The 24,175-nt window shown below is 49.6% G+C and carries 20 protein-coding genes and 1 pseudogene; 11 read left to right on the top strand and 10 right to left on the bottom strand.

Annotation, left to right across the window (positions count from 1 at the left end):
- Positions 1–4: 4 nt before the first annotated feature.
- The 3 genes from KO116_RS14985 to KO116_RS14995 all read right to left on the bottom strand — a co-directional run bounded on the left by KO116_RS14985 (position 5) and on the right by KO116_RS14995 (position 4,179).
- Positions 5–1,132, bottom strand: a complete 1,128-nt coding sequence (locus KO116_RS14985) for a TAXI family TRAP transporter solute-binding subunit (protein ID WP_035559752.1) — start codon at positions 1,130–1,132, stop codon at positions 5–7.
- A gap of 100 nt (positions 1,133–1,232) precedes the next feature.
- The gene (locus tag KO116_RS14990) at positions 1,233–2,429 is read right to left on the bottom strand and encodes a CaiB/BaiF CoA transferase family protein (RefSeq protein WP_035559755.1); all 1,197 of its coding nucleotides are present in this window, start codon (positions 2,427–2,429) and stop codon (positions 1,233–1,235) included.
- Complete coding sequence (locus KO116_RS14995; protein WP_045812272.1) at positions 2,422–4,179, bottom strand: acyl-CoA dehydrogenase family protein; 1,758 nt, start codon at positions 4,177–4,179, stop codon at positions 2,422–2,424. The genes KO116_RS14990 and KO116_RS14995 overlap by 8 nt, the downstream gene beginning before the upstream one ends.
- A gap of 149 nt (positions 4,180–4,328) precedes the next feature.
- On the opposite strand from KO116_RS14995, the gene KO116_RS15000 reads away from it, so the two are divergent.
- The 3 genes from KO116_RS15000 to KO116_RS15005 all read left to right on the top strand — a co-directional run bounded on the left by KO116_RS15000 (position 4,329) and on the right by KO116_RS15005 (position 6,612).
- Positions 4,329–5,228, top strand: coding sequence for a LysR family transcriptional regulator (locus KO116_RS15000; protein ID WP_052703778.1), 900 nt, complete (start codon positions 4,329–4,331; stop codon positions 5,226–5,228).
- A gap of 50 nt (positions 5,229–5,278) precedes the next feature.
- Positions 5,279–5,479 carry a hypothetical protein gene (locus tag KO116_RS25090; RefSeq protein ID WP_144408599.1) on the top strand — a complete coding sequence of 67 codons (201 nt, stop codon included), beginning with the start codon at positions 5,279–5,281 and terminating at the stop codon, positions 5,477–5,479.
- Positions 5,480–5,865: 386 nt separating this feature from the next.
- Entirely contained in the window at positions 5,866–6,612 is a 747-nt protein-coding gene (locus KO116_RS15005; RefSeq protein ID WP_035559758.1) for a Crp/Fnr family transcriptional regulator, read from the top strand.
- A 108-nt stretch (positions 6,613–6,720) separates the two neighbouring features.
- Here KO116_RS15005 and KO116_RS24700 read toward each other — a convergent pair.
- Positions 6,721–7,512: pseudogene (locus KO116_RS24700) on the bottom strand (IS5 family transposase).
- Positions 7,513–7,949: 437 nt separating this feature from the next.
- Between KO116_RS24700 and KO116_RS15010 the strand changes: the two are divergent.
- Together KO116_RS15010 and KO116_RS15015 are read left to right on the top strand one after the other, a co-directional pair.
- Entirely contained in the window at positions 7,950–8,393 is a 444-nt protein-coding gene (locus tag KO116_RS15010; RefSeq protein ID WP_144408600.1) for a hypothetical protein, read from the top strand.
- Positions 8,390–8,905 (top strand): hypothetical protein, encoded by a 516-nt coding sequence (locus tag KO116_RS15015; protein WP_035559764.1) that lies wholly within the window; start codon positions 8,390–8,392, stop codon positions 8,903–8,905. Before KO116_RS15010 ends, KO116_RS15015 begins: the two co-directional genes overlap by 4 nt.
- Positions 8,906–9,370: 465 nt before the next feature.
- Here KO116_RS15015 and KO116_RS15020 read toward each other — a convergent pair whose 3' ends face one another.
- On the bottom strand, positions 9,371–10,102 hold the full coding sequence (locus KO116_RS15020) for a hypothetical protein (RefSeq protein WP_035559768.1): 732 nt from the start codon (positions 10,100–10,102) through the stop codon (positions 9,371–9,373).
- A gap of 624 nt (positions 10,103–10,726) precedes the next feature.
- Here KO116_RS15020 and KO116_RS15030 point away from each other — a divergent pair.
- Positions 10,727–11,974 (top strand): tyrosine-type recombinase/integrase, encoded by a 1,248-nt coding sequence (locus tag KO116_RS15030; RefSeq protein WP_082072603.1) that lies wholly within the window; start codon positions 10,727–10,729, stop codon positions 11,972–11,974.
- Positions 11,975–12,018: 44 nt separating this feature from the next.
- On the top strand, positions 12,019–13,044 hold the full coding sequence (locus KO116_RS15035; protein ID WP_035559776.1) for a hypothetical protein: 1,026 nt from the start codon (positions 12,019–12,021) through the stop codon (positions 13,042–13,044).
- 45 nt (positions 13,045–13,089) lie between these two features.
- Here KO116_RS15035 and KO116_RS15040 read toward each other — a convergent pair whose 3' ends face one another.
- Positions 13,090–13,434, bottom strand: coding sequence for a restriction endonuclease (locus tag KO116_RS15040; protein WP_035559778.1), 345 nt, complete (start codon positions 13,432–13,434; stop codon positions 13,090–13,092).
- 71 nt (positions 13,435–13,505) lie between these two features.
- On the opposite strand from KO116_RS15040, the gene tnpA reads away from it, so the two are divergent.
- The 3 genes from tnpA to tnpC are packed head-to-tail and all read left to right on the top strand — an operon-like array spanning position 13,506 to position 15,871.
- Entirely contained in the window at positions 13,506–13,823 is a 318-nt protein-coding gene (tnpA, locus tag KO116_RS15045; RefSeq protein ID WP_035565170.1) for an IS66 family insertion sequence element accessory protein TnpA, read from the top strand.
- Positions 13,823–14,191 (top strand): IS66 family insertion sequence element accessory protein TnpB, encoded by a 369-nt coding sequence (tnpB, locus tag KO116_RS15050; protein ID WP_035565167.1) that lies wholly within the window; start codon positions 13,823–13,825, stop codon positions 14,189–14,191. The genes tnpA and tnpB overlap by 1 nt, the downstream gene beginning before the upstream one ends.
- A 45-nt stretch (positions 14,192–14,236) precedes the next feature.
- Positions 14,237–15,871, top strand: coding sequence for an IS66 family transposase (gene tnpC / locus KO116_RS15055; protein WP_035565164.1), 1,635 nt, complete (start codon positions 14,237–14,239; stop codon positions 15,869–15,871).
- Between the two features lie 15 nt (positions 15,872–15,886).
- Here tnpC and KO116_RS15060 read toward each other — a convergent pair whose 3' ends face one another.
- On the bottom strand, positions 15,887–16,564 hold the full coding sequence (locus KO116_RS15060) for a hypothetical protein (protein WP_144408601.1): 678 nt from the start codon (positions 16,562–16,564) through the stop codon (positions 15,887–15,889).
- A 434-nt stretch (positions 16,565–16,998) separates the two neighbouring features.
- On the opposite strand from KO116_RS15060, the gene KO116_RS24160 reads away from it, so the two are divergent.
- Positions 16,999–18,414, top strand: coding sequence for an FRG domain-containing protein (locus KO116_RS24160; RefSeq protein ID WP_082072605.1), 1,416 nt, complete (start codon positions 16,999–17,001; stop codon positions 18,412–18,414).
- Positions 18,415–18,531: 117 nt separating this feature from the next.
- On the opposite strand, the gene KO116_RS15070 is transcribed toward KO116_RS24160, so the two are convergent.
- From KO116_RS15070 to KO116_RS15080, 3 genes are read right to left on the bottom strand one after another with little or no spacing between them, the layout of a single operon-like run.
- Positions 18,532–21,582 (bottom strand): type III restriction-modification system endonuclease, encoded by a 3,051-nt coding sequence (locus tag KO116_RS15070; protein ID WP_035562869.1) that lies wholly within the window; start codon positions 21,580–21,582, stop codon positions 18,532–18,534.
- Positions 21,582–23,471 (bottom strand): site-specific DNA-methyltransferase, encoded by a 1,890-nt coding sequence (locus KO116_RS15075; protein WP_035562872.1) that lies wholly within the window; start codon positions 23,469–23,471, stop codon positions 21,582–21,584. Before KO116_RS15075 ends, KO116_RS15070 begins: the two co-directional genes overlap by 1 nt.
- A gap of 38 nt (positions 23,472–23,509) precedes the next feature.
- On the bottom strand, positions 23,510–24,172 hold the full coding sequence (locus KO116_RS15080) for a DUF4391 domain-containing protein (protein ID WP_035562874.1): 663 nt from the start codon (positions 24,170–24,172) through the stop codon (positions 23,510–23,512).
- Positions 24,173–24,175 lie beyond the last annotated feature (3 nt).

Consider the following 24,175-nt stretch of genomic DNA (forward strand, 5'->3'; position numbering starts at 1 on the left):
GTGGTCAAAGCGCGCCTATCACTTCTTGCCGGCGAGCTTCCCAACGTTCGGCAAGCGCCTCCCCTTCGAGGTCTGGCTCCTCGTTCAGCAGGCCATCCCAAGCTTGCTTCAGTGCTTCCAGGCGGGCGAGGCGGTTATCGTTCCATGTCTGCATCTCCTCGCTCCATAGCCCTTTTTCTTGCATGTAGCGGATAGCCCCAGGGTGAAAAGGTATATCGATAGGCGGCACACCGGCGTCCTCGATTGCCCAGCGGTGAATGGCAGCGGTCGCGTCACGGTAAAGGTCATAACTCTCATCCAGGCTCTTGATGAACTGGTAGACCTCTTCTTCGTCACGATCAGCCATGGCCACGATGATCGGGTAACGGTAGGCAAGCATGTTGGCGGGAGATTCTTCGCTTAGCCCGGCGCCAATGGTTTCACGGAATGACTGGAAGACGGGGGCCACCTGGTTCATGCGCGCCCAGCCCTCTTCGTCATCGGCAGGAATATCTACCCAGCGAATACCACGAGACGACTCTTCCAGCTCATAAAGCTGGCTGGCGGTGGTGGTGGTGCAAGTAGCATCGGCCCGATCCTCGACCAGCGAACTCATGGCGGCGCCGTGAGTCGGGAACATCACCGCCTCCACATCGTCGCGCCTCAGCCCTGCAAAGGCCAAGATCGCATCACATTTCACATTGACCGAAGGGTTGCCTGCCACGTAGGCAACCCGTTGCCCCCGCAAGTCATCAAGCGTGTGGATATTGGCGTCGGCAGCCGATGGCACACCAAAGGTAGATGGTCTTCCGGCAACGGCTCTGAGGTCTTGGGGCCCCCAGCGGCGCTCGCTGAAGTCGTAAATTCCTTCCGTTGCAAAGAAGGACTCCGTGGCCAGGTAGGCATAGTCCGCCCGGCCACTCACCAGGGGCTGCAGCCGCCCAATGGCCGATCCCGCAGGCTGGATACGGATGCGGGTGTTGTAGGCCTTGCCAAAGGCATCGGCGATGGCGGAGGCCTCCGAGTGCCCTTGCGAGCCCACATCATAGGCGGTCCATGTCATGGTGCTGGGAAGCTCTGCGGCCGAGGCCGTATTGGCTAGTACGGCAAAAACGGTGGAGATAAGGCCAGTGGCCAGGGGCGTGCGTTTCATGGTTTTGCTCTCATGTTGTGTTGTTATTGGCATCAACGTCATTGGTGATTGTTATCAGCCCATTCGGCTGGGCAGTCAGGCACACAATGGTGCACTGGGGCTAAGCCACCGGTACATCCGGCAGCACGCCTTTCGCTCTCAGGTGCTCTATTTGTTGCTCAGTCAACCCTGCTTCATGAAGGATTGCATTGGTATGTTCGGCAAAGCGTGGCGGTGGCGTTTCATAGCGCGAGGGTGTGCGAGCTAGCTTGATCGGCGAGCCAGTGCCCTTGTAATGGCCGATCTTGACGATCATATCGCGGTGCTGGGTATGCGGATGCGCCAGTGCTTGCGTGGTATCGAGTACGGGCCCGCAGGGAACGCCGATACGCATCAACCGGTCGGCGAGCTTGTCCCCTTCCCACCTGGCCATGGCACTCTCCAGCACATCACGCAGTGCAGCGCGGTTACCCAGACGGGCACCATTGGTCGCAAAGCGTTCATCCTGGCTAACGTCGTGGCATTCGAGCAACTCGCATAAGCGCGCGAACTGCACATTATTGCCAACCGCCAGAAAAATCGGCTGTGTCGCCGTCCGGTAGACCTCATAAGGGGCAATATTGGGATGCTCATTTCCCGTGCGGCGCGGCGGCGGCCCACCGTAGAATACGTTGGGAAAGTGGGGGTGCATCAAGGACAGTCCGGAGTCGAACAGTGCTGTCTCGACAAACTGCCCACGTCCGCTGCGCGTACGCTCATGGAGAGCCAAGGTGATACCGATGACGGCATTCAGGCCAGTCACGATATCGACAATGGGCAGCCCCACTCGCAGTGGCTCCCCCTGTTTCTCACCGTTGACACTCATCAGCCCTGCCATTGCCTGGATGATGGCGTCATAGCCAGGCAAACCGCCCATCGGACCATCAGCACCAAATCCACTGATTCGACACTGGATCAGACGGGGAAAGCGCGCGCTGAGAATGTCATAGCTCAGCCCCCACTTTTCCAGGGTTCCCGGCTTGAAGTTTTCCACCAGCACATCGGCGCCCTCCAGCAACTGCAGTAGCAGTGCTTTGCCGTCAGGATGACGAAGATCCAGCGCCATCCCGCGCTTGCTGCGGTTCAAACCGTGGAAATAGGAAGCCGCATCGCCTTCGAAAGGAGGCCCCCAGCCACGGGTTTCATCCCCCCCAGGAGGTTCGATCTTGATCACATCCGCACCGTAGTCCCCCAGCACCTGGGTGCAGTACGGGCCTCCCAGCACACGGCTAAGATCAATCACCCTGATTCCGCTCAGTGCGCCATTGGGCTTATCCATGACCCACCTCCAGCCCGTGGGAACGCGCCAGTGCTTGGGTATTCACCACCCCAGCGACCTGTTCGTCGGTCATCGGCGTTTCGCTGAGCAGCATCGCCAGCGCTTCCGGCGACGCGCGACTGACCGATAGCGGATCGGGGGGTAGTAACTTGTGGTGTACCACCAGCCAGGCGAGTGCCAAACGCCGCCTGTCTCCCGTGATCCTGGACGCCTCCCAGGCCATAAGAATGGCGGAGGTAATGTGATAGAGACCGCTGGCGATCCGCCGCGCGTCGTGCTCGCAGGCAGGATCCTCTGCCAGTGCATTCGCGCTCGCCACTGCCTTGTCGAGGAGCACCTGCAACAGGTGGCGCTCGTGCTCCTCAAGGGCGGACGCTTGCAACTGCTGGTGCAAGTAGTCAGCCAGTACCGGCAAGGTCTGTTCACGCCGAACCGCCCGGAACACATCCAGGGCAACGATATTGCTGGTGCCTTCCCATATTGAGCCAAGGTGGGCATCGCGCAGCACGCGGGCATCCGACCACTCCTCGATGTAGCCACATCCACCACGTACTTCCATGCCATCCCCAGCCACCTTGCGTGCATCCCGCGTGGTACGGAACTTGATCATAGGCGTCAGAATGCGCAAGAGCTTGGCTGACTGGGCATCCCCCGCATCGGCACGCCGCAGGCACTCTCCCGTGTGGAAGACCATCGTGCGCCCCTGCTCGGCAGTGAGCATCATCTTGCTGAGCTGACGCTGCATAAGCGGCAGCTCGATGAGCTGGCTACCGAACGCCTGCCGATGGCGGGCAATGAAAAGCGCCTCGTTGAGTGAGCGCCGCATCAAGCCCGCCGACCGCACCCCGTTCGAGAGACGAGACATGTTGATCATGTCCGTCATCTGCTTGAAGCCCTGCCCCGGCTCTCCCACCACATAAGCTTCGGCGCCTTCGAGCAGGATCTCACCGCTCGCCATGGAGCGAGTACCCAGCTTGTCTTTCAGGCGTACGATGCGGTAATGGTTAAGATCACCATTTTCCAGATACCGGGGCAGCAGGAACAGCGTGAGGCCGCGAGTGCCCCGCTCCCCCTGCTCGGGGCGCGCCAATACCATCGCCAGCGCGGCATCGGGGTTAGAGCAGAACCATTTGTCGCCATAAAGGCGCCACTTGCCCTCTTCCTGCCTCGCTTCCGTGGTAATCGCCCCAACATCAGAGCCTGCATCCTGCTCGGTCATGAACATGGCTCCCTGATAGGCCAGATCCATATCCTGTGAGGTCAACGCTTCCAGGTAGCGGTTCACCAAGGCATCGTCGCCAAACTTGCGCAACGTGCGAGTCAGTGCATCGGTCATGCTAAGCGGACAGCAAAGGCCAAACTCAGCCTGCACGAACAGGTACGTCAGCGCATACTTCACTACCGGCGGCATGGGTTCCGACCAGTCAAGCACGCCACCGCGGTGCGACATGGCCGCCAGCCCGAACTGCCCATAGGCATACGCTTCCAGGCGTTGATAGGCGGGATGCTTGAGGATCTGCTGACGCTCGGCACCATTTCTGCTGCGCAGGGCAAGTTCAGGCGGATGCTTGTCAGCCTCGATGGCCAGCGCTTCCAGTTCACCGCCAGCAAGGGCTCCCATCTCGTTGAAATGGCACTCCACGTGCTGACGTAGCGCCGTCGGCAAATAGAGATCCAGAAGCTGGGAAAGGGTGGGGTCGTTATGGTAACTGTTCTGCCCCCAGGAATCGGGGATATTGCGGTGTATCATGTCATTCACGACGGCGTACCTTTTGGACTTATTATATGTTTTATCGTCACATTAGGCGGGTATGGAGGCCGTCTCCAATACTGTTTTAGGATCCATTGATTCAGTTTTATGTATGATTGAAGAACAAGAAATAATAAGGAACGAAGCCAATGGCACTGACATTTCGACAGCTGCGTTACTTTCTGGTGCTCTCGGAGGAGCTGCATTTCGGCAGAGCAGCGCAGCGCCTGCATATTTCTCAACCACCGCTAAGTGCCAGCCTGCGTCAACTGGAAGAGGAGCTAAAGGTCAAGCTGCTGCTGCGCAATAGCAAACGCGTTACCCTCACGCCTGCCGGAGAAGCCTTCCAGCGCCAGGCACGCCGGATTCTCGAGCAGCTAGAAGACTCGCAAACGCTGGTGCAGCGCATTGCCTCAAGCGCCACCGGCCTGGTGCGCGTCGGGTTTACGCCTGCCATGCTCTTTCGCGGCCTGCCGGAACTGCTCAAACGCCTGCAATCCCGCTATCCCGGCATCGAAATACAATTGATCGAACGCAACTCGGCAGATCAAGTAGAAGCAGTGATGCAAGAGCAACTTGATATCGGCTTCATCCACTCAATGCCGTTACCCGTGGGAATCGAGTCGGTCATCCTATCGGACGAACCCTTCCTGTGCTGCTTGCCAGCGCATCACCACCTGGCAGGCCGACGCGAGTTGGCGGTCAAGGAACTGGCCAATGAGCCCATCATCCTGTTTGGTCGCGACCTTGCCCCTCACTATTACGATAGGATCATCGGACTGTTTCACCACGCCGATGTTAAACCTCATATCTGCCACGAAGTCTCCCACTGGTTGACCATTCTTGCTCTAGTAGCTAATGCGATGGGGGTTGCTCTAGTTCCCCAATCACTTGCCAAAGCCGGTTTTTCCAATGTGAGCTTTCTTCCTCTGACCGATTCAACGACACGCCATCAGTCGCACTGCATATGGCGCGGCGACGCGGAGACACATGAAGAAATCCGTCAGTTGCTGCTTAACTGCCTAAAAGAACAACAGCACGTCAGGTAAGCACGCCGACAAGCCCAGCAGCCCCCTACCGGCCCTACTCCTGCTGGCGCATGCTGGTCACTTCATTCCGTCGTGAGGAAACCGTAGGGCAGTCGTTTTCGCCAACGTGCGAAATAGCGCTTTCGCGACTACGCTATAGCAACGCTCACTATTCAAAGGAAGAGAATATGTCTACTACCACTATCGTCGTTATCGTTGTTGTTATCGTTGCCGTGCTGGGTATTGGCTTCGGCGGTGTGCTGCCTTTTTAATCGCTCGTAGAAGTGGTTAACGTAGGGTGCCTAAGCGCGCATCACACCCATGCCCAGCTCGCAAGAATTTAACAAAAGTTAAAACCTTAAGTTTAAAAACTAGCCTACCAAAGGCTAGTTTTATGTCATGCACAAAAAACAAATAAAATAATTATTATTTTCAATTAGATACAGGCACCAAAATCATATGGTTAATTTTATCTAAGCGCTCTAGGCGGCTGGGTAATTTTTATTTTCTTAAATAATTTAAATAAGCTTTTTATAATTTCGTATTTAAAATATTCTTGTCAAGAAGATCTACTTATATGTCTAAACATTATTTTTATTAGCACTCAAGCAGAGACACTGTTGCGAAGGGCTTCATTCCTGCCAAATCTGGAGCAAACATGCCGACTGCCCTGCTTCCTCATACCCACCTGATGATTCGCAAGTTAGAAAGTAACTTCACCCTTACTGCCGAGGAAAAGCGGGCGCTCCAGGAATTACCGGTACAAACACAAGACGTCAAGTCTAACCAAGACATCGTTAAAATGGGCGACCAACCTCGTCAATGTTGCTTACTGCTGGAAGGTTTTTCGTGTGTCTACAAATTAACCCTTGAGGGCAAACGGCAAATAATGGCGTTGCATATTCCTGGCGATATGCCAGATTTGCAAAGCCTGCACTTGCAAGTTATTGATATCAATATTGCATCACTCAGCCCATGCAAACTCGGCTTCATACAGCACCAAGATTTATCGCTTTTATTTGAGCGTCACCCTCGGCTCACTGCGGGTTTCTGGCATGAGACGTTGGTGGATGCTTCCATTTTCCGGGAATGGTTGTTGAATGTAGGGCAACGTGAAGGCTATTCACGGATCGCTCATATTATCTGTGAGCTCTTGCTACGCCTTAAAGCGGTGGGATTGGTAGAAAATGAAAACATTTTTGATATGCCTATCACCCAAGCAGAGCTGGCAGATGCAACGGGGATGACCCCAGTACACGTAAACCGAGTACTACAGGCCCTTCGTAACGATGGCTTGATAATTACGAACAAAAGAAAGGTAACCATACCTGACTGGCAGAAACTAAAGGAGGCTGGCGAGTTTGATTCGCTTTACCTTCATCTTGATAAAAAAGTCATAGGGTAAAGTAATTTTTTACTTTTGATGCAATAGCCATGAAAGGCGGATTCAAGAGTTAAACCTGACCTGTAAACCTTTTCGTTAGGTTTTGTACTAAAAGTCGGCGAGCGAAGACTAGGTTTTGTACGAAAAGTTGGCTCGCAAGCAACGGCCGATACACGCAACGCATACCATCGCTCTAAAGCTACTGGCTAACTTTTCATAGCGTGTGGCGATTCGGCGTAACTCTTTCAGCCAACCAAAGCAGCGTTCTACCGCATTGCGTTGCCGATATTTATGTTTATCAAACCGCCTTGATAATCCAGGACGGACTCTTCGATGCATATTACGCTGAGCTATCACGGGCTTCATACCGTGTCTGTCACAATAGCGGCGTAGCTCATCGCTGTCATAGCCTTTATCCGCCACTATGTAACACTACGCTTACGGGGCCGACCCGTTCTACCTAGCAGGTGGATTCTTTCTAAGGTAGAGATGAAGTGGCGAGACTCTGACTGTTGGCCGGGTGACAAAGTGAAGGTCAAAGGCCAGCCGTGCCGGTCACATACCAAGTGAATTTTGGTGGTGAAGCCACCGCGGCTACGGTCAAGCGCATGATCTACCGGTTCTTTCGAGCCCCCTTTTTAGTGCCACCAGCGGCAGCGCGTGTCGCTCGAACTGAGGTGGCATCAATCATCCATGTATCCAAATCCATAAGCCCATCTTAACGCAGCCGAAGCTGCAGGCGGGCCAAGATGGCCTCGAAGGTGCCATTATCCCGCCACTTGGCACCCGAGCATAATATCCAGAGATACCATTGAGCACTTGCCGATCATCGCGTCTGGGCCTGCCCATGGTCTGAGGAGGCGAGACGATATCTTCAATCTGTGCCCAACCGTCATCAGATATCTCGTAACGTCCGACCATCGTTTTCCCCTATGCTGCCATTGCATAGGAAAAGTTAGCAGATAAGACTTTTCGTACAAAGCCTAGTCACTGCCCTGCTAGCGGGCGTAGATGTCATCTTATGGGATAACGTCCGGGGAGTGTTTGGCAATCCCAACCTAGACGCCTTTCTGACGTCGGCAACCTTTACTGACAGAATTCTTGGCCAGTCCGTACAGGTCTCACTTCCTAACCGCGCACTATTTCTGGCAACCGGAAACAACTTTATTGCTCAGTCAGATACAAGCCGTCGTTTAATTGTCTGTCACATGGATCCAGGCGTAGGGTTCGCTTATAAGCGACGTTTTGACTTGGATCCCGTCACCCATTGCCAACACCACCGCCAAGCGATTGTCAGAGCCGTGTTACTAGTGCTTCGCGCCTATCGGTAATCAGGTGCCAGCCCTAAGCCTGGACGCTTGTCGAGCTTTGAACATTGGGATGATATGATCCGCCAGCCAGTAGCGTGGCTAGCTGAAAGGTATGAGTGGCTAACCGACCCAATGGATGCAATAGACGCCAGCCAAGCTGTAGACCCAGAGAAAGAAGCTCACGTCGCGTTACTCATTGCATTGCATCACGTATACGACGCGAAGGTATTTACCAGTAAAGATGTAATGAAGACATATAAAAGTTATGAAAGAGACCGTGACATAGACTTAGATTACGGCGCTGATCCCCGAGGGGGGCACGCGTGTCGTGACTTGGGCGAATGCTTAGAAGACCTCGCACCAGGCAAAATATCATCGCGCACCATTGAACGTATTTTAAGCTTTCGTGAAGGCCGCATAGTTGGCGGGCGGCGACTCAAGCCGTTACCTCACACTCGTGAGAAACGCTGGGAAGTGGTACTGGCCGAATGAAGCGCTATGTCAGCAAGCTAGTTGAACGGCGCGAGCTAGAAGGTATTGGGCGCTTATGCGCGGCGCGCGTTGATCCAGAATCAAGATTTGCAGTTTCAATGATTCCGCCGCGCACAGAGGGGACGACCTGGAGCCGCTACTCTTGCCTGCTTTACGATGGAGAATGGCTACCAACAAGCGTTATTGCACGTGCGCTGGACGTCCGCATCAAGACGTTTCGCGACTGGACTAAAGAGCCGGGATTCCCACCGCCCTATCCCGCCGAAATTTTGCTCCCTGAACGACTTCTGCTTCACTTTGAAAACGGCGGCGCTATACCCCCAGTCATTTGGGAGCGCTACGCAGGCGCCCATGTTTTTGGAAAGAAGCTACGCCGCGGCGAATGGCTATGGTGTGGTGAATCGGTAGGCGACTGGATATTTGCTACCCGTGGGCACCGTGTAAAGCACGCATATGGCTGGTGGATGTTGGATGTTGGATGTTGGATGTTGGATGTTGGATGTTGGAAGTAGAGTTTGGCACTTGGACACCTGAAGAGGGTTATATTAGTGCCCCACCCATGACCAAACGCCAGTGGATTAATACTTGGCATGGTGTATAAGCCACATTAGTCGTAACTAAGTACCGCTACCGGATGCCCGGTGGCGGTTTTTTTTTATTTTTATTGCTCTATTTTTTTCTTATCGAGGCCTATAGCGCTAAGAAATATGCAGTTTAATCACTCCTCCTCCATTCAATACGTTTTAGTGATCTACCTATCACCACATAGAAGGGGGCGGAAACTAGGTGATCAAACCGACCAAACTGCAAATTTCGGAAATTTTTCGCAGGCGACCTAAACACCATTTATGGGCAATCATGCATATAAAAATGGGGGTGGGGGCTAGCTCTCTTTCAGCCTAATTGCTCGGTACTCAAATTTCATAATACAAATCAAGAACGAGTGGAATGGAGCCCATTTTTTGGAACGATCACAGCTATATTTTCGTAAAAATCACATTCGCTTCCTGATGGACTATACTCAATCCCCCATGGGCCCTAAAGTAATTCAATACTTGCGCACCAACTTTGTCACAGAGCTTTATCATTTGATTCGGCAACTTGCTGCCTTGATCAGCTGAGGCATATATTAAATCTACATAACTTGGCAAGACGTATTCATCCAAGTATGGCTTAACACGAGAATTAAAAGCACTCAAGTTTCCTGCCTCACTATCAACAACCATACCAATTTGGCTCCTATCGCGGGGTTGGTATAGATGCTTAAGAGCTAGATGCCATCCGATCAATTCTGGATTAGTGTTACTTCTTGGGTTTTTAAATAAGTATGTTACCAAAGGGGCATAGGGAACCTCTTTAATTCCGGGGTAAAGCTCTTCAGTGGTAGCGTAGACTACAGTACATGCATAAACAACGTCTTTCAGAGTAATATAGTTAGTATCAACTGCCAGCAACCATTTGTACTGCCTAAGCAATTGTCTTTCTGGTGAGAATGAAGCTTTACCATCGCAACTTGGGATAGACAATTCCACTTTGTCTTTTCCAGACATTCTCTCGTAGCTTCGATCTGTCTTTGTGAACTGTGGATCCGAACCAATTATTTCAACTTCGTCGTCAACAATACGACAATCAATTTTTTGGATTTTTTCTGAAAACTTGAAATATGCCCACTCATCTCTTGGCCTAGGCTGTTCCTTCTTTCTAGACATAAATTTTACCTACTAATGTTTCCATAATGGGTTAATTTTCATTATAACCGTTCATTTTTTACACAGAGATATTGGCCAACGTTTTATTGGGCGCTTACCAAATTTATTTATTGACTATATATCAACAACTCATCGTACAGCGCCAGCAATAAGACCAATATGCTCTTTAAATATCAACAGTTTATACAGAAATGTCCAACTCTTCTTAGAGATATCACTGCCGGTTTACATACACCACAGTGACCCTGTCTGGAATGATGATGTTCTACTAAAAAAATCGCGATAAAGCTAAATAAAAAAGATATGGGTGGGCTCACCGGTACAGTGGTTTCTCTTGAGGCCGGAGGGAGCAAGCGTTTTGTTAATGGTGGGCTGGATGGTGGGTGTATAAAAAAACCAGCCGTAAGTGGCTGGTTTATAAGAATTCTTGGCGGAGGGGGAGTCCGCATTAATAGACTCCAAAGCCATCTAAATTTACACATTAAGCTTATGATTTTTTTAAAAAATTAAAATTACGCAGTCCAATTTCATCCACATCAATATCACTCCAAACAAAGCAAAAGTATGGGCTGGTGTATGGGCTAAGATATGGTACGCTAGAATCTTACTTTGAGGATAGCGGCTATGGGCAAACTGACGACAAAAGGTGCACAGAAGCTTGTCCGGGAATCAACCCCTGGCATGACCAATGATGGAGATGGTTTATACCTCAAAATTGGCAAAGGTGGCGGCGCAAGCTGGATTTATCGTTTTCGATGGGCTGGCAAGCTGAGAGATATGGGACTCGGTAGCTTTGCAGATACATCTCTATCAGTGGCAAGGGATTTAGCTTCTGAGCAACGCAAGCTCGTCAAGCAAGGCATTGACCCACTAGCAGCACGTGAACAGAAAACTGAAATAGAAACTGGGCCTGTCACGTTCACTCACTGTGCAGCACGCTACATTCAGCTGCAGCGTCGTGGCTGGCGAAACTCTAAGCATGCACGCCAGTGGGTAAGCACGCTAAAAACATACGTACGCCCGGTAATAGGTCACCTCCCTGTAGAGGATGTTACCACTCAGGATATATTGAAGATCCTCGCGCCTATCTGGACAGTCAAAAATGAAACAGCTAAGCGTGTACAAGGGCGCATTGAAAACATACTAGATTTTGCAGCAGCTCATGGGTATCGCGACCCGGTTAACCCTGCACGCTGGCGTGGCCACCTCGACAAACTGCTCGCTAAACCATCACGGATACAAAAGGTGAGTCACCACCCTGCTATGCCTTACGAGCAAGTTGCAGCGTTTATGGACTTAATTCAGCGCTATAGCAGTATGTCTTCAAAAGCATTGCAGTTCCTCATATTGACCGCCACACGCACGTCAGAAGTACTCAATACTGAGTGGCATGAAATCGACATAGCAAAATCAACTTGGCAGATCCCTGCAGAACGTATGAAGGCGAATCGCGAGCACCGTGTACCTTTGTCTAAGCAGGCAATGGATCTGCTACTTAGCCTCCCACGAGTGAAAGGTAATAATCATATTTTCCCAGGAATAAAAGCGGGTCGCCCGCTTTCCAATATGTCTCTTCTGCAGTTCATGCGGGGGTTGGGTTACGGCCCAAGTGGTGAGAAAGGGAATTATGTACCTCATGGTTTTCGCTCAAGCTTCAGGGATTGGACAGGTGAAGTGACTAGCTACCCGCGTGATGTGGCTGAGATGGCACTGGCACATGCCATTGAAAACAAAGTGGAAGCTGCCTACCGGCGAGGCGATCTATTTGAAAAACGTAGGGCTATGATGCAGGAGTGGTCAGAGTACGTAGCACCGCAAGACACGGGAAATATATTTGGTTTAGATTTGACTGATCTAAAATCCAAGCGATAAGCTTTATTCAATTTTTAAGAGAATGTTCTTAAGAGCTACTTATCATGCCAATTTTTTACCAATCCGACGAGCCAATTACCTCCGCAAAAAATGCCATAAGGGAGATTGGCTGCAGTTTAGAAGAATTAACAATTGCTTTCTGTGAAGAAAAAGCATCCTTAATAGTGGTCCCAAGCACACCTTTTCATATTGGAGTGCGATTTCCTAGAAACTACCGAAAAGGTATTTTTGACCGTGCCGGTGAAAATCCACTTTCAATCGATATTGAAGATGCAGATGGCTTTACTATCTCGCCTGGTGATAGTGAAAAAGTGTTACGCATTCGCAATTGGAAGACTGTAACGCCTCAAAAAATAGCATGGCTTACTCATAAATATCGCAGCGTGGATCTACATACTCCCTATAGCCTTTCACTACAACAACGCCTGCACGAAGGAGAGTGCCGCCTTCACTGTGTTTGCGGCATTGGAGACCTAAGAAGGGCTTATCAAAATCAAGAATTTTTCTTTAAAAACAAATTATTACTCACAACACAAATAGATCTAAATAACTGTTATATTTTACAATCAGATCTTGAACTTATTGCTAAAAATATTCATGAAAAAACAAAGCCTAATTTTTCAAATATTGGCGACTATCAAATAAATGAATGGTCTAACAGCGTAATCATAGATATTAATGCAGCATACCATCACCTAAAAAATACAACCAAAAAAATTAATTATCATTACCTTAGCTCTAATGATGAAGCGATAAAGACTTGGTTTAGAGAAAGATGGAAAGGTAAGAAAGGTGTAACAGCAGCATGTTTAAGGCAAATTCCTAAAATAGTCAAAAATGAAAACATAGAAATAGACTTAGATGCGTTAGATGTGCTCGAAGAAGAAATTTTCCGCAACCAAACAGGCGCAACAGATATATTAATATTAATTGACATTTCTGCAGAAAGGCGCATGAAGAAGGTAAGGAGCTACTTAGGCTCCGAAAAGTTTAATGATGAATTAATTAAGGTCGGGATAAAGTCAGCCGAATTACGACAGGCAATTTACAGCATTATAAAAGCAAAATGAGCTTGTTTATTTTTACCAAGTCATGACGCCCATAATGCGATATCCCTATATCAAGACTGGCGCATCAGAGAGACCTAGCCGACTTCTAGTAGTTACACTCAAGTGATGAGCTTGCTCAAAGAGCCAATCAACAAACTCAGCTCCATCCATGACTTGTACATCATGGCTTTCTGCATAAGTCTTTGTTTGCTCTTCAATGAGTGCAGAGGTGATAAGCCAGCGCTGTGCGCCCTCTTCTTCGATGGCCGCTAGCTGCTTGATTCCATGTGCATCTGTTGTGCCCTGGTGGTGCTTAACCTGAAGCAAGAGCTTTGTCTGGATGAAACGATCCTGCCGATACGCTTCAATATCAGCATCCGCTATACCTGCATAGTGACGGTAAGCGCCCATAAATCGGCACCTACAGCCACGCCCTGAAATTGCCCACACTGATTTCCTCATAAACACCAGGAGGAATCAGCATGACACACGCCGAACGCAAACGTCTCTGGCAGCAGCATATCGAGGACTGGCAGGCGTCGGGTTTGTCCGGCATGGCCTACTGCCAGCAGCAATCACTGACTTATTGCCGCTTTGTTTACTGGCGCAAAAAGCTGGCCGAACCGGAGACAGCGGTTCCGGAGCAACCCGTGTCGTCGCCTGGGTTTGCCAAGGTATCGGCAGTGCCTGGTCCGGAGTCGTCAGAAGGATTAACGGTGTCATTGCCCGGCGGCGTCTCGATCACCGGCCTGCACGCTGGCAATGTGGAGTTGCTCGGTGCCGTGCTGAGGCAACTGTAATGCGCCACCGCTATCTGCGCCCCTCCTGGGACCTGCCGGAGATATACCTGTATCGACAGCCTGTCGATTTCCGCAAGCAGGCCAATGGGCTGGCGCTGATTGTCGAGCAGGAGCTGGGGCACAGCCCGTTCTCCGGCGCGCTTTATGCGTTCACCAACCGGCAGCGCAACAAGATTAAGTGTCTGATGTGGGAAGACAACGGCTTTGTGCTTTACTACAAGTCTCTGGCCGAGGAAAAATTTAAATGGCCGGGCCCGTCGGATGAGCTGATGCCGCTGAACGGCGAGCAGATCAACTGGTTGCTGGACGGCTACGACATCACCCTGCTGCAGGGCCATAAAACCCTGCATTATGAGAGCGTTGGGTAGCACTTTTTAAGTGTGTCAGGGCGTTGTTTTTGCTATCATTTCGCCATGAAAACAATGCCTGATAACACGCCCAAAACACCCGATTTCAGCGGTCTCTCGCCCGCTGAAATGGCGGCGGTTATCAACGATTTGCAGGAACAACTGGCCGCGAAAGAAGCGGCTCTGCAGAGTCAGTTGCAGCAGCATGATGAGGCCCTCCGGCGTCGCGACAATTACATCGCCATTCTCGAAGAGCTGCTGCGTCACAAGAAGATCCAGCAGTTCGCCGCAAGCAGTGAAAAACAGCCCAACCAGATCGTGTTGTTCGATGAAGCCGAGCTGGAAGTGGCGATTGACGAACTACGCGACGAACTCCCTGACGATGTGGAAGAAGCCGATGCGCCGCCTCGCTCCCGCAAGCGCCGCCAACGCGGCTTCTCCGACACGCTTTTGCGTGAGCGTATTGAGCTGACCCTCAGCGACGACGAGAAAGCCGGCGCCAGCAAGACCTTCTTCACCAAAGTGAAAGAAGAGCTGGAGTATATCCCGGCCCAACTGAAAGTCCTGGAGTACTGGCAGGAAAAGGCGGTGTTCGAACAAGACGGCCAAGAGCATGTCATTGCGGCCGCCCGGTCCAAGCACCCACTGGGCAAGTGCATTGCCACACCGTCACTACTGGCTTACCTGATCACCTCCAAGTACGCCGATGGCCTGCCACTGTACCGGCAGGAGCAGATGTTCAAGCGCCTGGGTCATGACCTGAGCCGCACCAGCATGGCCCACTGGATCATCCGCCTGAACGACGTGTTCAAACCGCTGATGACCCTGATACGTGAAACCCAGAACGGCAGTGACTACCTGCAGGCCGATGAAACCCGGATCCAGGTGCTCAAGGAGGATGGCAAAAAAGCCCAATCGGACAAGTGGATGTGGGTGACCCGGGGTGGTCCACCGGGAAAACCCTCGGTGCTGTTCGAGTATGATCCATCACGAGGTGGCAAGGTGCCGGTGCGCCTGCTGGATGACTTCCAGGGCATCCTGCAAGCCGATGGCTATTCCGGCTATGGACAAGTCTGCCGTGAAAACGGCCTGACCCGCATCGGTTGTTGGGACCATGCCCGACGCAAGTTCGTGGAAGCCTCCCGGGCCGCGCCAGCCAAGGGCAAAAAAGGCCAGCCATCGAAAGCCGATGTGGCCCTCAGCCACATCCGCAAACTGTACGCCGTCGAGAAAGCCGCGAACGAACTGAGCGACGCCGAGCGCTATCGCGTGCGCCAGGAAAAAAGCCTGCCGCTGCTGAATGCCTTCAAGGCCTGGCTGGATAAAAACACCAGCAAAGTACTGAAGGGCTCGCTCACCCGCAAGGCGATGGATTACACCCTGAACCAGTGGGATACCCTGGTGGGCTACTGTGAACGTGGCGACCTGAAAATCAGCAACGCGGGTGCCGAGAATGCCATCCGCCCGTTCGCTCTGGGAAGAAAAGCCTGGCTGTTCGCCGATACCTCGCAGGGCGCGAAAGCCAGCGCCACCTGTTACTCGCTGATCGAAACGGCCAAGGCCAACGGACTGGAGCCGTCGGCTTACATCCATCATGTGCTGACGCACATCGCCGATGCAGTTACCCTCGAACAACTCGAAACGCTCTTACCCTGGAATGCAGAGCTGCCAGCTTTAAAAAATGTGGCTCAATACGGTTAGGGCAAGTGGGTCGGTTTAATGGCGCTTACCATCCGCTATACCTGCATAGTGACGCTTACTAGGGCGATGAACGCTATAACCCTCTAACTCCAATAGCTCCATAACCAACCGCTCAAAGCCCTCTCCACCACTTGCTAAGTAGGTACCACCCTTTTGGATACGCTTGAGTAGTTCGCTTTTCGCCTCAGCTACTAAGTCATTGTTTAGTGCTTCGTAGTGGCTGCTAATACTGCTATGCCCACCCTTTTCCAGCGTGGTATAGAGACGCTCTAGCTCATCGGAGAACTCATCCAGTGGCGCAATTGCCATGCGGATTTTTAGTCGTGTTTCTAGTGCATTGGAGAGATCATCCCGAGGAACACGCTTTAAGCTTCCGTCAGGGTTACGCAGGAACTCAGCGCCTACACGATTTTCACCATAATGCACATCTAGGCTGAAACTTTTCTGACCCGTTGCTCGGGCAAGCAAAATCGCCCGATTTACTGGCACTACAAGCAGGTCACCCTGCTGAATATTGAAAAACCGACGGATTTGGTTTTCTTTTCGTCCAACCTCTATATTTTGCTCGCGAAAAGCGCCCATTAAGTCATCAGCGCTCGCATGGCCAGAAAAATTCATCTGGGACCAACCGTAGCCAACCTGATGCTGACGACTTAGAAGCGCAGGGCTGCGTACTAATAACACTCGACTCAAAGCAATCTTCCCGTGTTATAAAGTAAAGGAAAAAGATTATTTCTTAAAATATCAAAAACTTAATATGCATTAGATAAACATCAAACGCAATAGAGCAGTATTACTTATTCCATTACCAGCGATGACAATTTTCTAACTTCTGATTCATTGCGAAATCTGAGCCATCACTTAACTTGCTGTAAGAAAAAACCAAAACTTCGCGTTAACGTTTTGATTTATCATTTTCGTTAGCTATTCTTACTCTTAAGATAAGAATCGGGTAATAACAAGGGCTACTGGTATTTCTAGTCTCTTAGGCCTTCTACAAATCCCTTTTGCATATATTTACAATCAATACCGTATAGCAACTAACACTTCCTTGGCCACATCGGCCTTATAGACCGATCAGATATAGGCATGGGCTTGCCAAGATTCTGAAAAATAGGAGACTCAGTATGGAATATAGCTATTCATCGAAATGGAAAGATCTTTGGAATCGATGGTCGCACTTTGAGCGGCATTATGAAGGAGATCATCGACATATGCTTATCGATCCCGCAATCACATACTCAATACCGCGCCGTGATAGTTCCTTGCAGGATTACCGAAACAACTCAAACCTCGTGCAACCATCAAACGCAGAGGTGGAGAGTTTGTTCGAGATGGGGGAAGTTTACCGAACGTTACCCGATGGTGGCATTTACCCTGATGTTTACGCGGCCGCTTGTGCTTTTAAGGCTGGGCATTTATTCAACCCAAATACAGATGACTACAGGGAACATGGGGTAGGATTCAGAGGGACGAGAAACGAAAAGTGGCCATTGGTACCGTCGATACTGCGTGGCCTTCCGCTAAATAACGTGCAGGCTGAGATTGAGGAGTGCAAGCGTCGATATAAAGATCTCGCACTGTTTTGTGAGGCAATGAAGCAACTTCTAGAACAAAAAGGTGAGGGTTCATCCGAAAGTGTCTGCATGGCCATTGCTCAGCACTATGGCATTCTATCACCACTAATTGACCTAACTAGAACAGCCTGGATAGCTTTATTCTTTGCTAGCCAAGAAGGGAAAGATGGCGACATAGGAATAGTTCAGTGTTTTTTTCTATCAGAGCTTGAAGAACTATTTCAAGTTGACAATGCCAGCTTTGGGGATTTTCATATTGTCCAAGCCGATTTTATTACAAGAATTAAGAATCAAAAAGGTTTTTTTTTAAGGCTGCCAGGGCACCGCCTTGATAAGCAAAACGTACCTTTCACAGTTCGTTTCAAACAACATGAAGGTCTCTTGTTTGAAGATGAAGATCTTAAGGTCACTAATTCGTACCTCTATCCTTCTGCCGACAATGATCCATTTGCACCGTTTGCAGATCCCCAATTAAAGACTTATCCGGCCGTTGTTGCTACCCGTCCAACCAGTCCAGAGGATTACTATAGCTTTGCAGAAAGGGTATTCAAAGAGAGAAACTTGGTGATGGATACCCTGAACGAAATGATCGTACGAAGGACTTGTGATTTTCACTACCGACTTCAGTTTGTGGATGGGCTTAGTGATGTGGCACGGTCATTGAATAGACTCAAAAATGCTATTCAAACCATTAGAATTGCACAACAGGAAAAACGCCCTCTGAACTTCAACAATGTCTTAAACACATACCAGAGTCACTCCACCTCAGAAAACTGGCTACTGATCTTAAGCGTTGCAACCAGGCAGCGACGCTCTTTGTCGCTTGAGTTTAAACAGAAAGCAGCCAGCCTGGTGCTAGATCATAGCTTAACGATTCGCCAAGCCAGTACGGCCCTGGACGTTAATGAGAGCACAATACGTCGCTGGGTGAGGCAACTAACAGAGTTGCGTAAGAGTGCACCCTGACCTTTCCCCAGAAAGACCAGGTTTTAACTACTGATATCAAGCTTCAAAAATCCACCTCTTGTAAGCTCTTATAACGAGCGAAAATACTGGTTAGGTATTGATTACAGAAAACAATCATCACCTCACCAAATCCAGCAAGGTGTCGTAAGAATCCACAACATCGTATTTCACCTGGGCGGTGGCAATAGTATCGAAGAACTCTGTAGCGCATTTGATCTTGGCTTCTTCCACATTGCGTAATTCCATAGACGACATGCTGCCCTTGGTCTCTGCAATGAAGTAAATGTGTTTGACGCCTTTTTCATGGAAGGCAATCGCCCAGTCTGGGTTGTAATTGCCCACTGGTGTCGGGATGAAGAAACTCTTAGGCAGCTTGGCGTATACCACGACCTCTTTGCGCGTCTCCATATCTTCCACAAAGTCACGCTCAATGCCGGAGTCAGTGACCACGTAATCGTAAATATGCCGTTTGGCTTTGTAAGCGGTATCCAGCCGGTTTTCAGGCTTCTCGATGGTGAAGATTTCTTGGCTATGAGTCTCATTAAGCGGGTCGTAGCTGATGTGCTCGACCACCATGGTCGCCTTCTGCTCATTGATAAGGCGCACAGCCTGCATCATGAAGTCTTCTGGGTTCATCGCGTACTGCTTGAAGGTACTCGCCTTGACCTTAGAAAGCATCGCAGCAATAGTACGGCGCGTTAGCTTTGTACCATCTGCTAATCGACCAATAAGGTCATACGTCACCGCTGAATGCACTGAGTCTTGGTATTTTTGGTTATCTCTTTCCTTAACCGTAAAGCCTTCGCCACGCTTGAGGTCTTCATAGCTGGCATCCACATTTTGCTCGCCACGCTCGATTTTGTATTCAAGGCGCTTCACCTGGAGCTTTAAGTCCAGATAACCGACGCATTTTTGAATCAGCTCATCTGAGTCAAAGCGTACCGAGTACGCCGCTTTGCGATTTATCTTCTCCCACAGCGCCTGGAACTCCTGCTTATTGAAGTTATCGTTGAGGGGATTGAGCTTGGTGCGACGGCCATCGTCGATGTGCGGCAATTGAGCATTGCTGAAAACGCTATCGATCAGCTGACCAATTTGTGCCTCATAAGGCTTCAGTGAATCCGGCAACTCCGCTAGCACGCCTTTTTCTTTGGCCTGGTGATAGGTATCGGTAATGTGGTCATCGTTATCGGTGTAATCATGTTTGAGCAAGTAACGATAGATGTCCTTCGCCATCGCATCCGTTACTTCGGTCTCTTCACCGGCATCGTTCACCAGCAGTTTACCCTTGAAGTAATCCTCATCAGCCTTACGGGGCCGTTCAGAAAGGTTGGCGGCAATATCTTTCTGCAGTGCGGTGACGAAATCCTTGTAGCTTTCGCTGGCGATTACGGTCAGTCCGTTGATGTCGTGAACGGTCATGGGGTCATCCATCCGCTCACCCAACTGATTAACCGCCAAACGCAGCCCACGCCCGACTTCCTGGCGACGTGAGATCGTGTTATCGCTATGCTTTAACGTGCAGATAACAAAGACGTTGGGATTATCCCAGCCTTCTCGCAGCGCTGAATGCGAAAAAATGAAGCGCGTTGGTTCCTTGAAGGAAAGCAGCCGCTCTTTGTCTTTCAGAATAAGGTCATAAGCATCGACATCATCCGTCTCAGTCGAGCGAGCCTTCGTTTTGGGGTCTACTAGCCGCTTGGACTTCTTGTCGATAGAGAAGTACCCGTTGTGGGTTTTCTCAGTGGCAATTCCCTTCAGGTAGCGATGGTAGTCACTGTCTTCTAGCGTCATCACCTCGTTGAGTTCGCGGTTGTACTCCTCTTCAAACATCTGAGCGTACTCACCTGCGACCTCGCCACTGTCGTCATACTGGCGGTACTTGGCCACTTCATCGATAAAGAACAGCGTTAAAACCTTGATACCTTGGGAGAAGAGCTGCTGCTCTTTCTTGAAATGGGCTTTGATCGCCTCGCGAATTTGTATCTGACGCAATACCTTTTCAGAGATATCAGCGGTGATATCACCCACCGTTAGTTCAACGCCGTTGGTAAAGCTGAGCTGGTCAACCCTGGCATCAATGTCAGAGACCACAAAGCCTTGGTACTGGGCTAACCCACCCGACAGCTCATAAAGGTTGTCACCCAGCCGCAGCTTGCGACGCTTACGCCGAATACCGCTTGCCCCTTTTTCTTCGTACTCCACTACCGCTACGGGTGGTTTGCTGCGGGAGGTTTCGATATTTTCGAGGTACAGATAAGCATCCGTGCCGGTTAAGCCACGGGTAGTGATGCCATGCACTGATATTTTTTTAACCAGTTTTTGGTTGTAGGCATCCAGCGCATCCAGCCGGTGGATTTTATTGTAAGTCGTTTTGTGTGTGGCTGAGTAGCGCACGATAAACAGAGGGTTAAACTCGCTCAGCGAGCCAAGCGTTTTGCCGCCCTCCATCTTCTGCGGTTCATCAAGGAATAGAATGGGTCGATTAGCCTTGATAACATCAATAGGCCTACGAGATTGGAAATCATCTAGCTCGTCGTATATCCGCCGATTATCGGCACCACGGGAGTTAAACGCCTGGACGTTGATGACCATCACGTTAATGCCCGCATTAGAGGAAAAATCCTCTATTTGGTGAAGCTGCTTTGAGTTGTAGATAAAAAACCGTGCTTTCTTGCCATAGGCTTCTTGGAAGTGGTCTGCGGTGATTTGCAGCGACTTATATACACCCTCACGAATGGCAATGCTGGGTACGACAATAATGAACTTGCCCCAGCCGTATTTTTCATACAGCTCGAACATGCTCTTCAAGTAAACGTAGGTTTTGCCGGTGCCGGTCTCCATCTCAACATCAAGGTTAATGGAACAACCAGTTTTATCATCCTTAGCCAGCGAGTCTGAAACGGGCAAGTTCTGGCGCTGCTGCACCGCTTTTATATTGCCCAATAGCTCCATTTCAGAAAGCTCAACATCTGCGTTTCGAAAGCCCGCATCAGCCGCTTGCGGCGATGCATAAAGGTCACGCTGCATAGGGGTAGAAAGCTTGCTCACCCTGCCTGGGTCGATCTGGTACGTTACCCCACGGCTTGGCGGCTGCCCTTTGAAGCAGGCCACTACAGAGTCAACGGCTCGGGTCTGATATGCCTGGGTTTTAAATTGGAGCTTCATCAAATCACCTTCACATCTGTGTTAGGTGACTTCTGAGCAAATACCTGTTCAACATTGATTTTGACGCTGTCGTTAGCAAAGCCAGCATCGCGGAACACGGCACGTAGCGGCTCGTATTCAGCCAGCTGCTTGACGAAGGCCTCATCGATATCAAGATCAAAGCAGGCGGCTAACGCCATGTGCTTGTCGCTACCATCTACAAAGTAAACCGTTTTACCCGCAATCTTTTTTTGCGATATAGGAAGGCTGAGATCAACACCCCAGTCCAGCAACACCTGAAAAAGCAGGTCTTCTGGAGTGCGATCTGGGCGAATATTGTTGGCAGTATCAGACAGCATATCCTGACGCAGCTGTCCCGGTTGGTAGTAAACTTCTTGCATATTAGAGCTATCTACTTTAAATACCCTAAGACCTAAATCCAACATTTCATCATCTTTTGTGTTCTTAGAGAGCTCTTTTGCAGCTCTTTTAATCCTGTCGATTGATATATCTGAAACTTTTTTATACCCATTTTTGTAAGCATCGCTCTTAACAGCACATGGTTCATCTAACTGGACGATAATAAATTTACGATCGCCTTTATCTAATTTATTCAATTTCATTACTGCATGTGCTGTAGTAGCAGAACCACCAAAAAAATCTAGAACCAGATCATCTTTCTCTGTAGATAAACGCAATGCTATTTCTATTAAATCTACTGGTTTAGGAGTATCAAAAACAGATTTACCATCAAACAGTTTTTTTAGATAATTTTTTGCTTGTTCATTTGTAGCTGCTTCATCAGCAAACCAAATTGTTTCTGGAGTAAGCCCCCTTTCTTTATCATTCAAATAAGTTTTAACTCTTGGAACACCATTGCCGTCTCTACCAAACCAAAGCTTCCCTTCCTCAGCAGCTTTTTTCATAGTTTCTTCAGTGTATAACCAGCAACGTCCGCTTTGAAGCTCATGCTTCTTTCCGTTTGGAGCTATGAAGGTATAAAACTGACTTTTAGTTCCATGTCCAGCTTGGGCTGTAGCAGGATCTGACTTCCATAAGCCACGGGGATCATTATCTGGGTTTTTGTAATTAGCTAATGCTTTTTCACTCATAGGTAGCTGCTTAAGAACTCTCTCACTATGGTAAATATTCTTGCAATAACAAACTACATAGTCATGTCTTGATGATACCACCTTACGGTTTTCTCTATTTGTCCTTTTCTCCCAAACAAAATTAGCAATAAAATTATCTTCCCCGAAAATTTCATCACAAATTTTTATTAAATTAGAAAGTTCATTATCATCGATAGATAAGAAAATTACGCCATCATCTTTCAACAAATTTCTGGCAAGTCTTAAACGACCATACATCATCGAGAGCCAGTCAGAATGGCGGCGGCCATTGCTTTCAGTGTTGGCAACCAGCTTACCCTTGCCCTCACTTGACTGTTGAGAGTACAAAAGATAATCGTCAACTGAAACAGAGTAATCATCACTATAAACAAAATCATTACCGGTATTATAAGGAGGATCAATATAAATCATTTTGACCTTTCCAAGATATGTCTCCTGAAGTAATTTTAATGCCTCAAGGTTATCCCCCTCGATAAACAAGTTTTTGGTGTTATCAAAATCAACACTTTCTTCCCGGCAGGGGCGTAGTGTTTTAGCAATCGGCGCATTGGCTGCCAGCAAAGCATCCCGCTTGCCGGGCCAATTCAAGTGGTAACGCTCCTGGGAACCATCAACAATATGGTCGGAAAGCTCTTGGCGCAGCTGATCGAAGTCGATTGCTTGCTTTACCTTGCCATGCTCATCACGCGCTTCCGTCACGCAGCTAGGGAAGAGTTCTGCCAGCTTGGCGATGTTGCCCTCTGTTAGGTTGGGCGAATGCATTTTGAGCTTATCCATGGTGATTTCTTTCTCCTGGCCTGCTAGGCGCTTGACCCCTAGTGGGCAATATATTCGGTAATCTGTTTTCGTATGCCGCGAAGCTCGGCATTCAGCTCGACTTTGCGGTTAAATTGTTTCGTGTTGCGCAACCGTTTCTCTAATTTTTCAGCCTGCTTCTCTAAAGTGCTGGCTGCACTAAATCTTGCCAGTTGTTCTTCCAAATGCTCGCCATCGCGCTTAGGCGTGGGTATCAGCTTACTCAGCCACTGGTGGTAGAGTGCCTTCAGATGAATAGCAGGTGGTAGCGGATAGCGCTCTGTATCCTCCGCATGCCAACCGCTACTAAGATAGCTTTCGTCAGTTACCCATTTGTTAGCATCCGCTTGGCTTGGGCGTTTATAGGCCGCTTTAAGACACACGCCGCTTGGCCTTTTCAGCTCAAACACAATGGGAAATGGGATAGCATGGTCTATGGCGCTCAATACATCGTCATGGAGTGCTTCACCTTTCAGGGTGACCACAAACACCTGCAGCTCAGGCACATCCTTCGTGCTGGGTAAATTCAGTGTGCTGGGGGCTATTTTGGCATGCCAAGTTATCTGCTCTACTTCATCACGAAAAAGCTCACGCAGCTTGTTGCTTCCCTTGGTGTGAGCAAGCACCTTCTGCTTGGCTACCACGCGATCTAAGCGGGTTTTATCTGGGTAGTGATAGAACATGAC

The sequence above is a fragment of the Halomonas sp. KO116 genome, from assembly GCF_000734975.2.
Lineage (GTDB): Bacteria > Pseudomonadota > Gammaproteobacteria > Pseudomonadales > Halomonadaceae > Vreelandella > Vreelandella glaciei.

What these genes read in the sequence shown, in the direction of transcription:
- KO116_RS14985 (WP_035559752.1), bottom strand. Translation starts at nt 1,132, where the DNA reads ATGAAACGCACGCCCCTGGCCACTGGCCTTATCTCCACCGTTTTTGCC.
- KO116_RS14990 (WP_035559755.1), bottom strand. Translation starts at nt 2,429, where the DNA reads ATGGATAAGCCCAATGGCGCACTGAGCGGAATCAGGGTGATTGATCTT.
- KO116_RS14995 (WP_045812272.1), bottom strand. Translation starts at nt 4,179, where the DNA reads ATGATACACCGCAATATCCCCGATTCCTGGGGGCAGAACAGTTACCAT.
- KO116_RS15000 (WP_052703778.1), top strand. Translation starts at nt 4,329, where the DNA reads ATGGCACTGACATTTCGACAGCTGCGTTACTTTCTGGTGCTCTCGGAG.
- KO116_RS25090 (WP_144408599.1), top strand. Translation starts at nt 5,279, where the DNA reads ATGCTGGTCACTTCATTCCGTCGTGAGGAAACCGTAGGGCAGTCGTTT.
- KO116_RS15005 (WP_035559758.1), top strand. Translation starts at nt 5,866, where the DNA reads ATGCCGACTGCCCTGCTTCCTCATACCCACCTGATGATTCGCAAGTTA.
- KO116_RS15015 (WP_035559764.1), top strand. Translation starts at nt 8,390, where the DNA reads ATGAAGCGCTATGTCAGCAAGCTAGTTGAACGGCGCGAGCTAGAAGGT.
- KO116_RS15020 (WP_035559768.1), bottom strand. Translation starts at nt 10,102, where the DNA reads ATGTCTAGAAAGAAGGAACAGCCTAGGCCAAGAGATGAGTGGGCATAT.
- KO116_RS15030 (WP_082072603.1), top strand. Translation starts at nt 10,727, where the DNA reads ATGGGCAAACTGACGACAAAAGGTGCACAGAAGCTTGTCCGGGAATCA.
- KO116_RS15035 (WP_035559776.1), top strand. Translation starts at nt 12,019, where the DNA reads ATGCCAATTTTTTACCAATCCGACGAGCCAATTACCTCCGCAAAAAAT.
- KO116_RS15040 (WP_035559778.1), bottom strand. Translation starts at nt 13,434, where the DNA reads ATGGGCGCTTACCGTCACTATGCAGGTATAGCGGATGCTGATATTGAA.
- tnpA (WP_035565170.1), top strand. Translation starts at nt 13,506, where the DNA reads ATGACACACGCCGAACGCAAACGTCTCTGGCAGCAGCATATCGAGGAC.
- tnpB (WP_035565167.1), top strand. Translation starts at nt 13,823, where the DNA reads ATGCGCCACCGCTATCTGCGCCCCTCCTGGGACCTGCCGGAGATATAC.
- tnpC (WP_035565164.1), top strand. Translation starts at nt 14,237, where the DNA reads ATGAAAACAATGCCTGATAACACGCCCAAAACACCCGATTTCAGCGGT.
- KO116_RS24160 (WP_082072605.1), top strand. Translation starts at nt 16,999, where the DNA reads ATGGAATATAGCTATTCATCGAAATGGAAAGATCTTTGGAATCGATGG.
- KO116_RS15070 (WP_035562869.1), bottom strand. Translation starts at nt 21,582, where the DNA reads ATGAAGCTCCAATTTAAAACCCAGGCATATCAGACCCGAGCCGTTGAC.
- KO116_RS15075 (WP_035562872.1), bottom strand. Translation starts at nt 23,471, where the DNA reads ATGGATAAGCTCAAAATGCATTCGCCCAACCTAACAGAGGGCAACATC.
- KO116_RS15080 (WP_035562874.1), bottom strand. Translation starts at nt 24,172, where the DNA reads ATGTTCTATCACTACCCAGATAAAACCCGCTTAGATCGCGTGGTAGCC.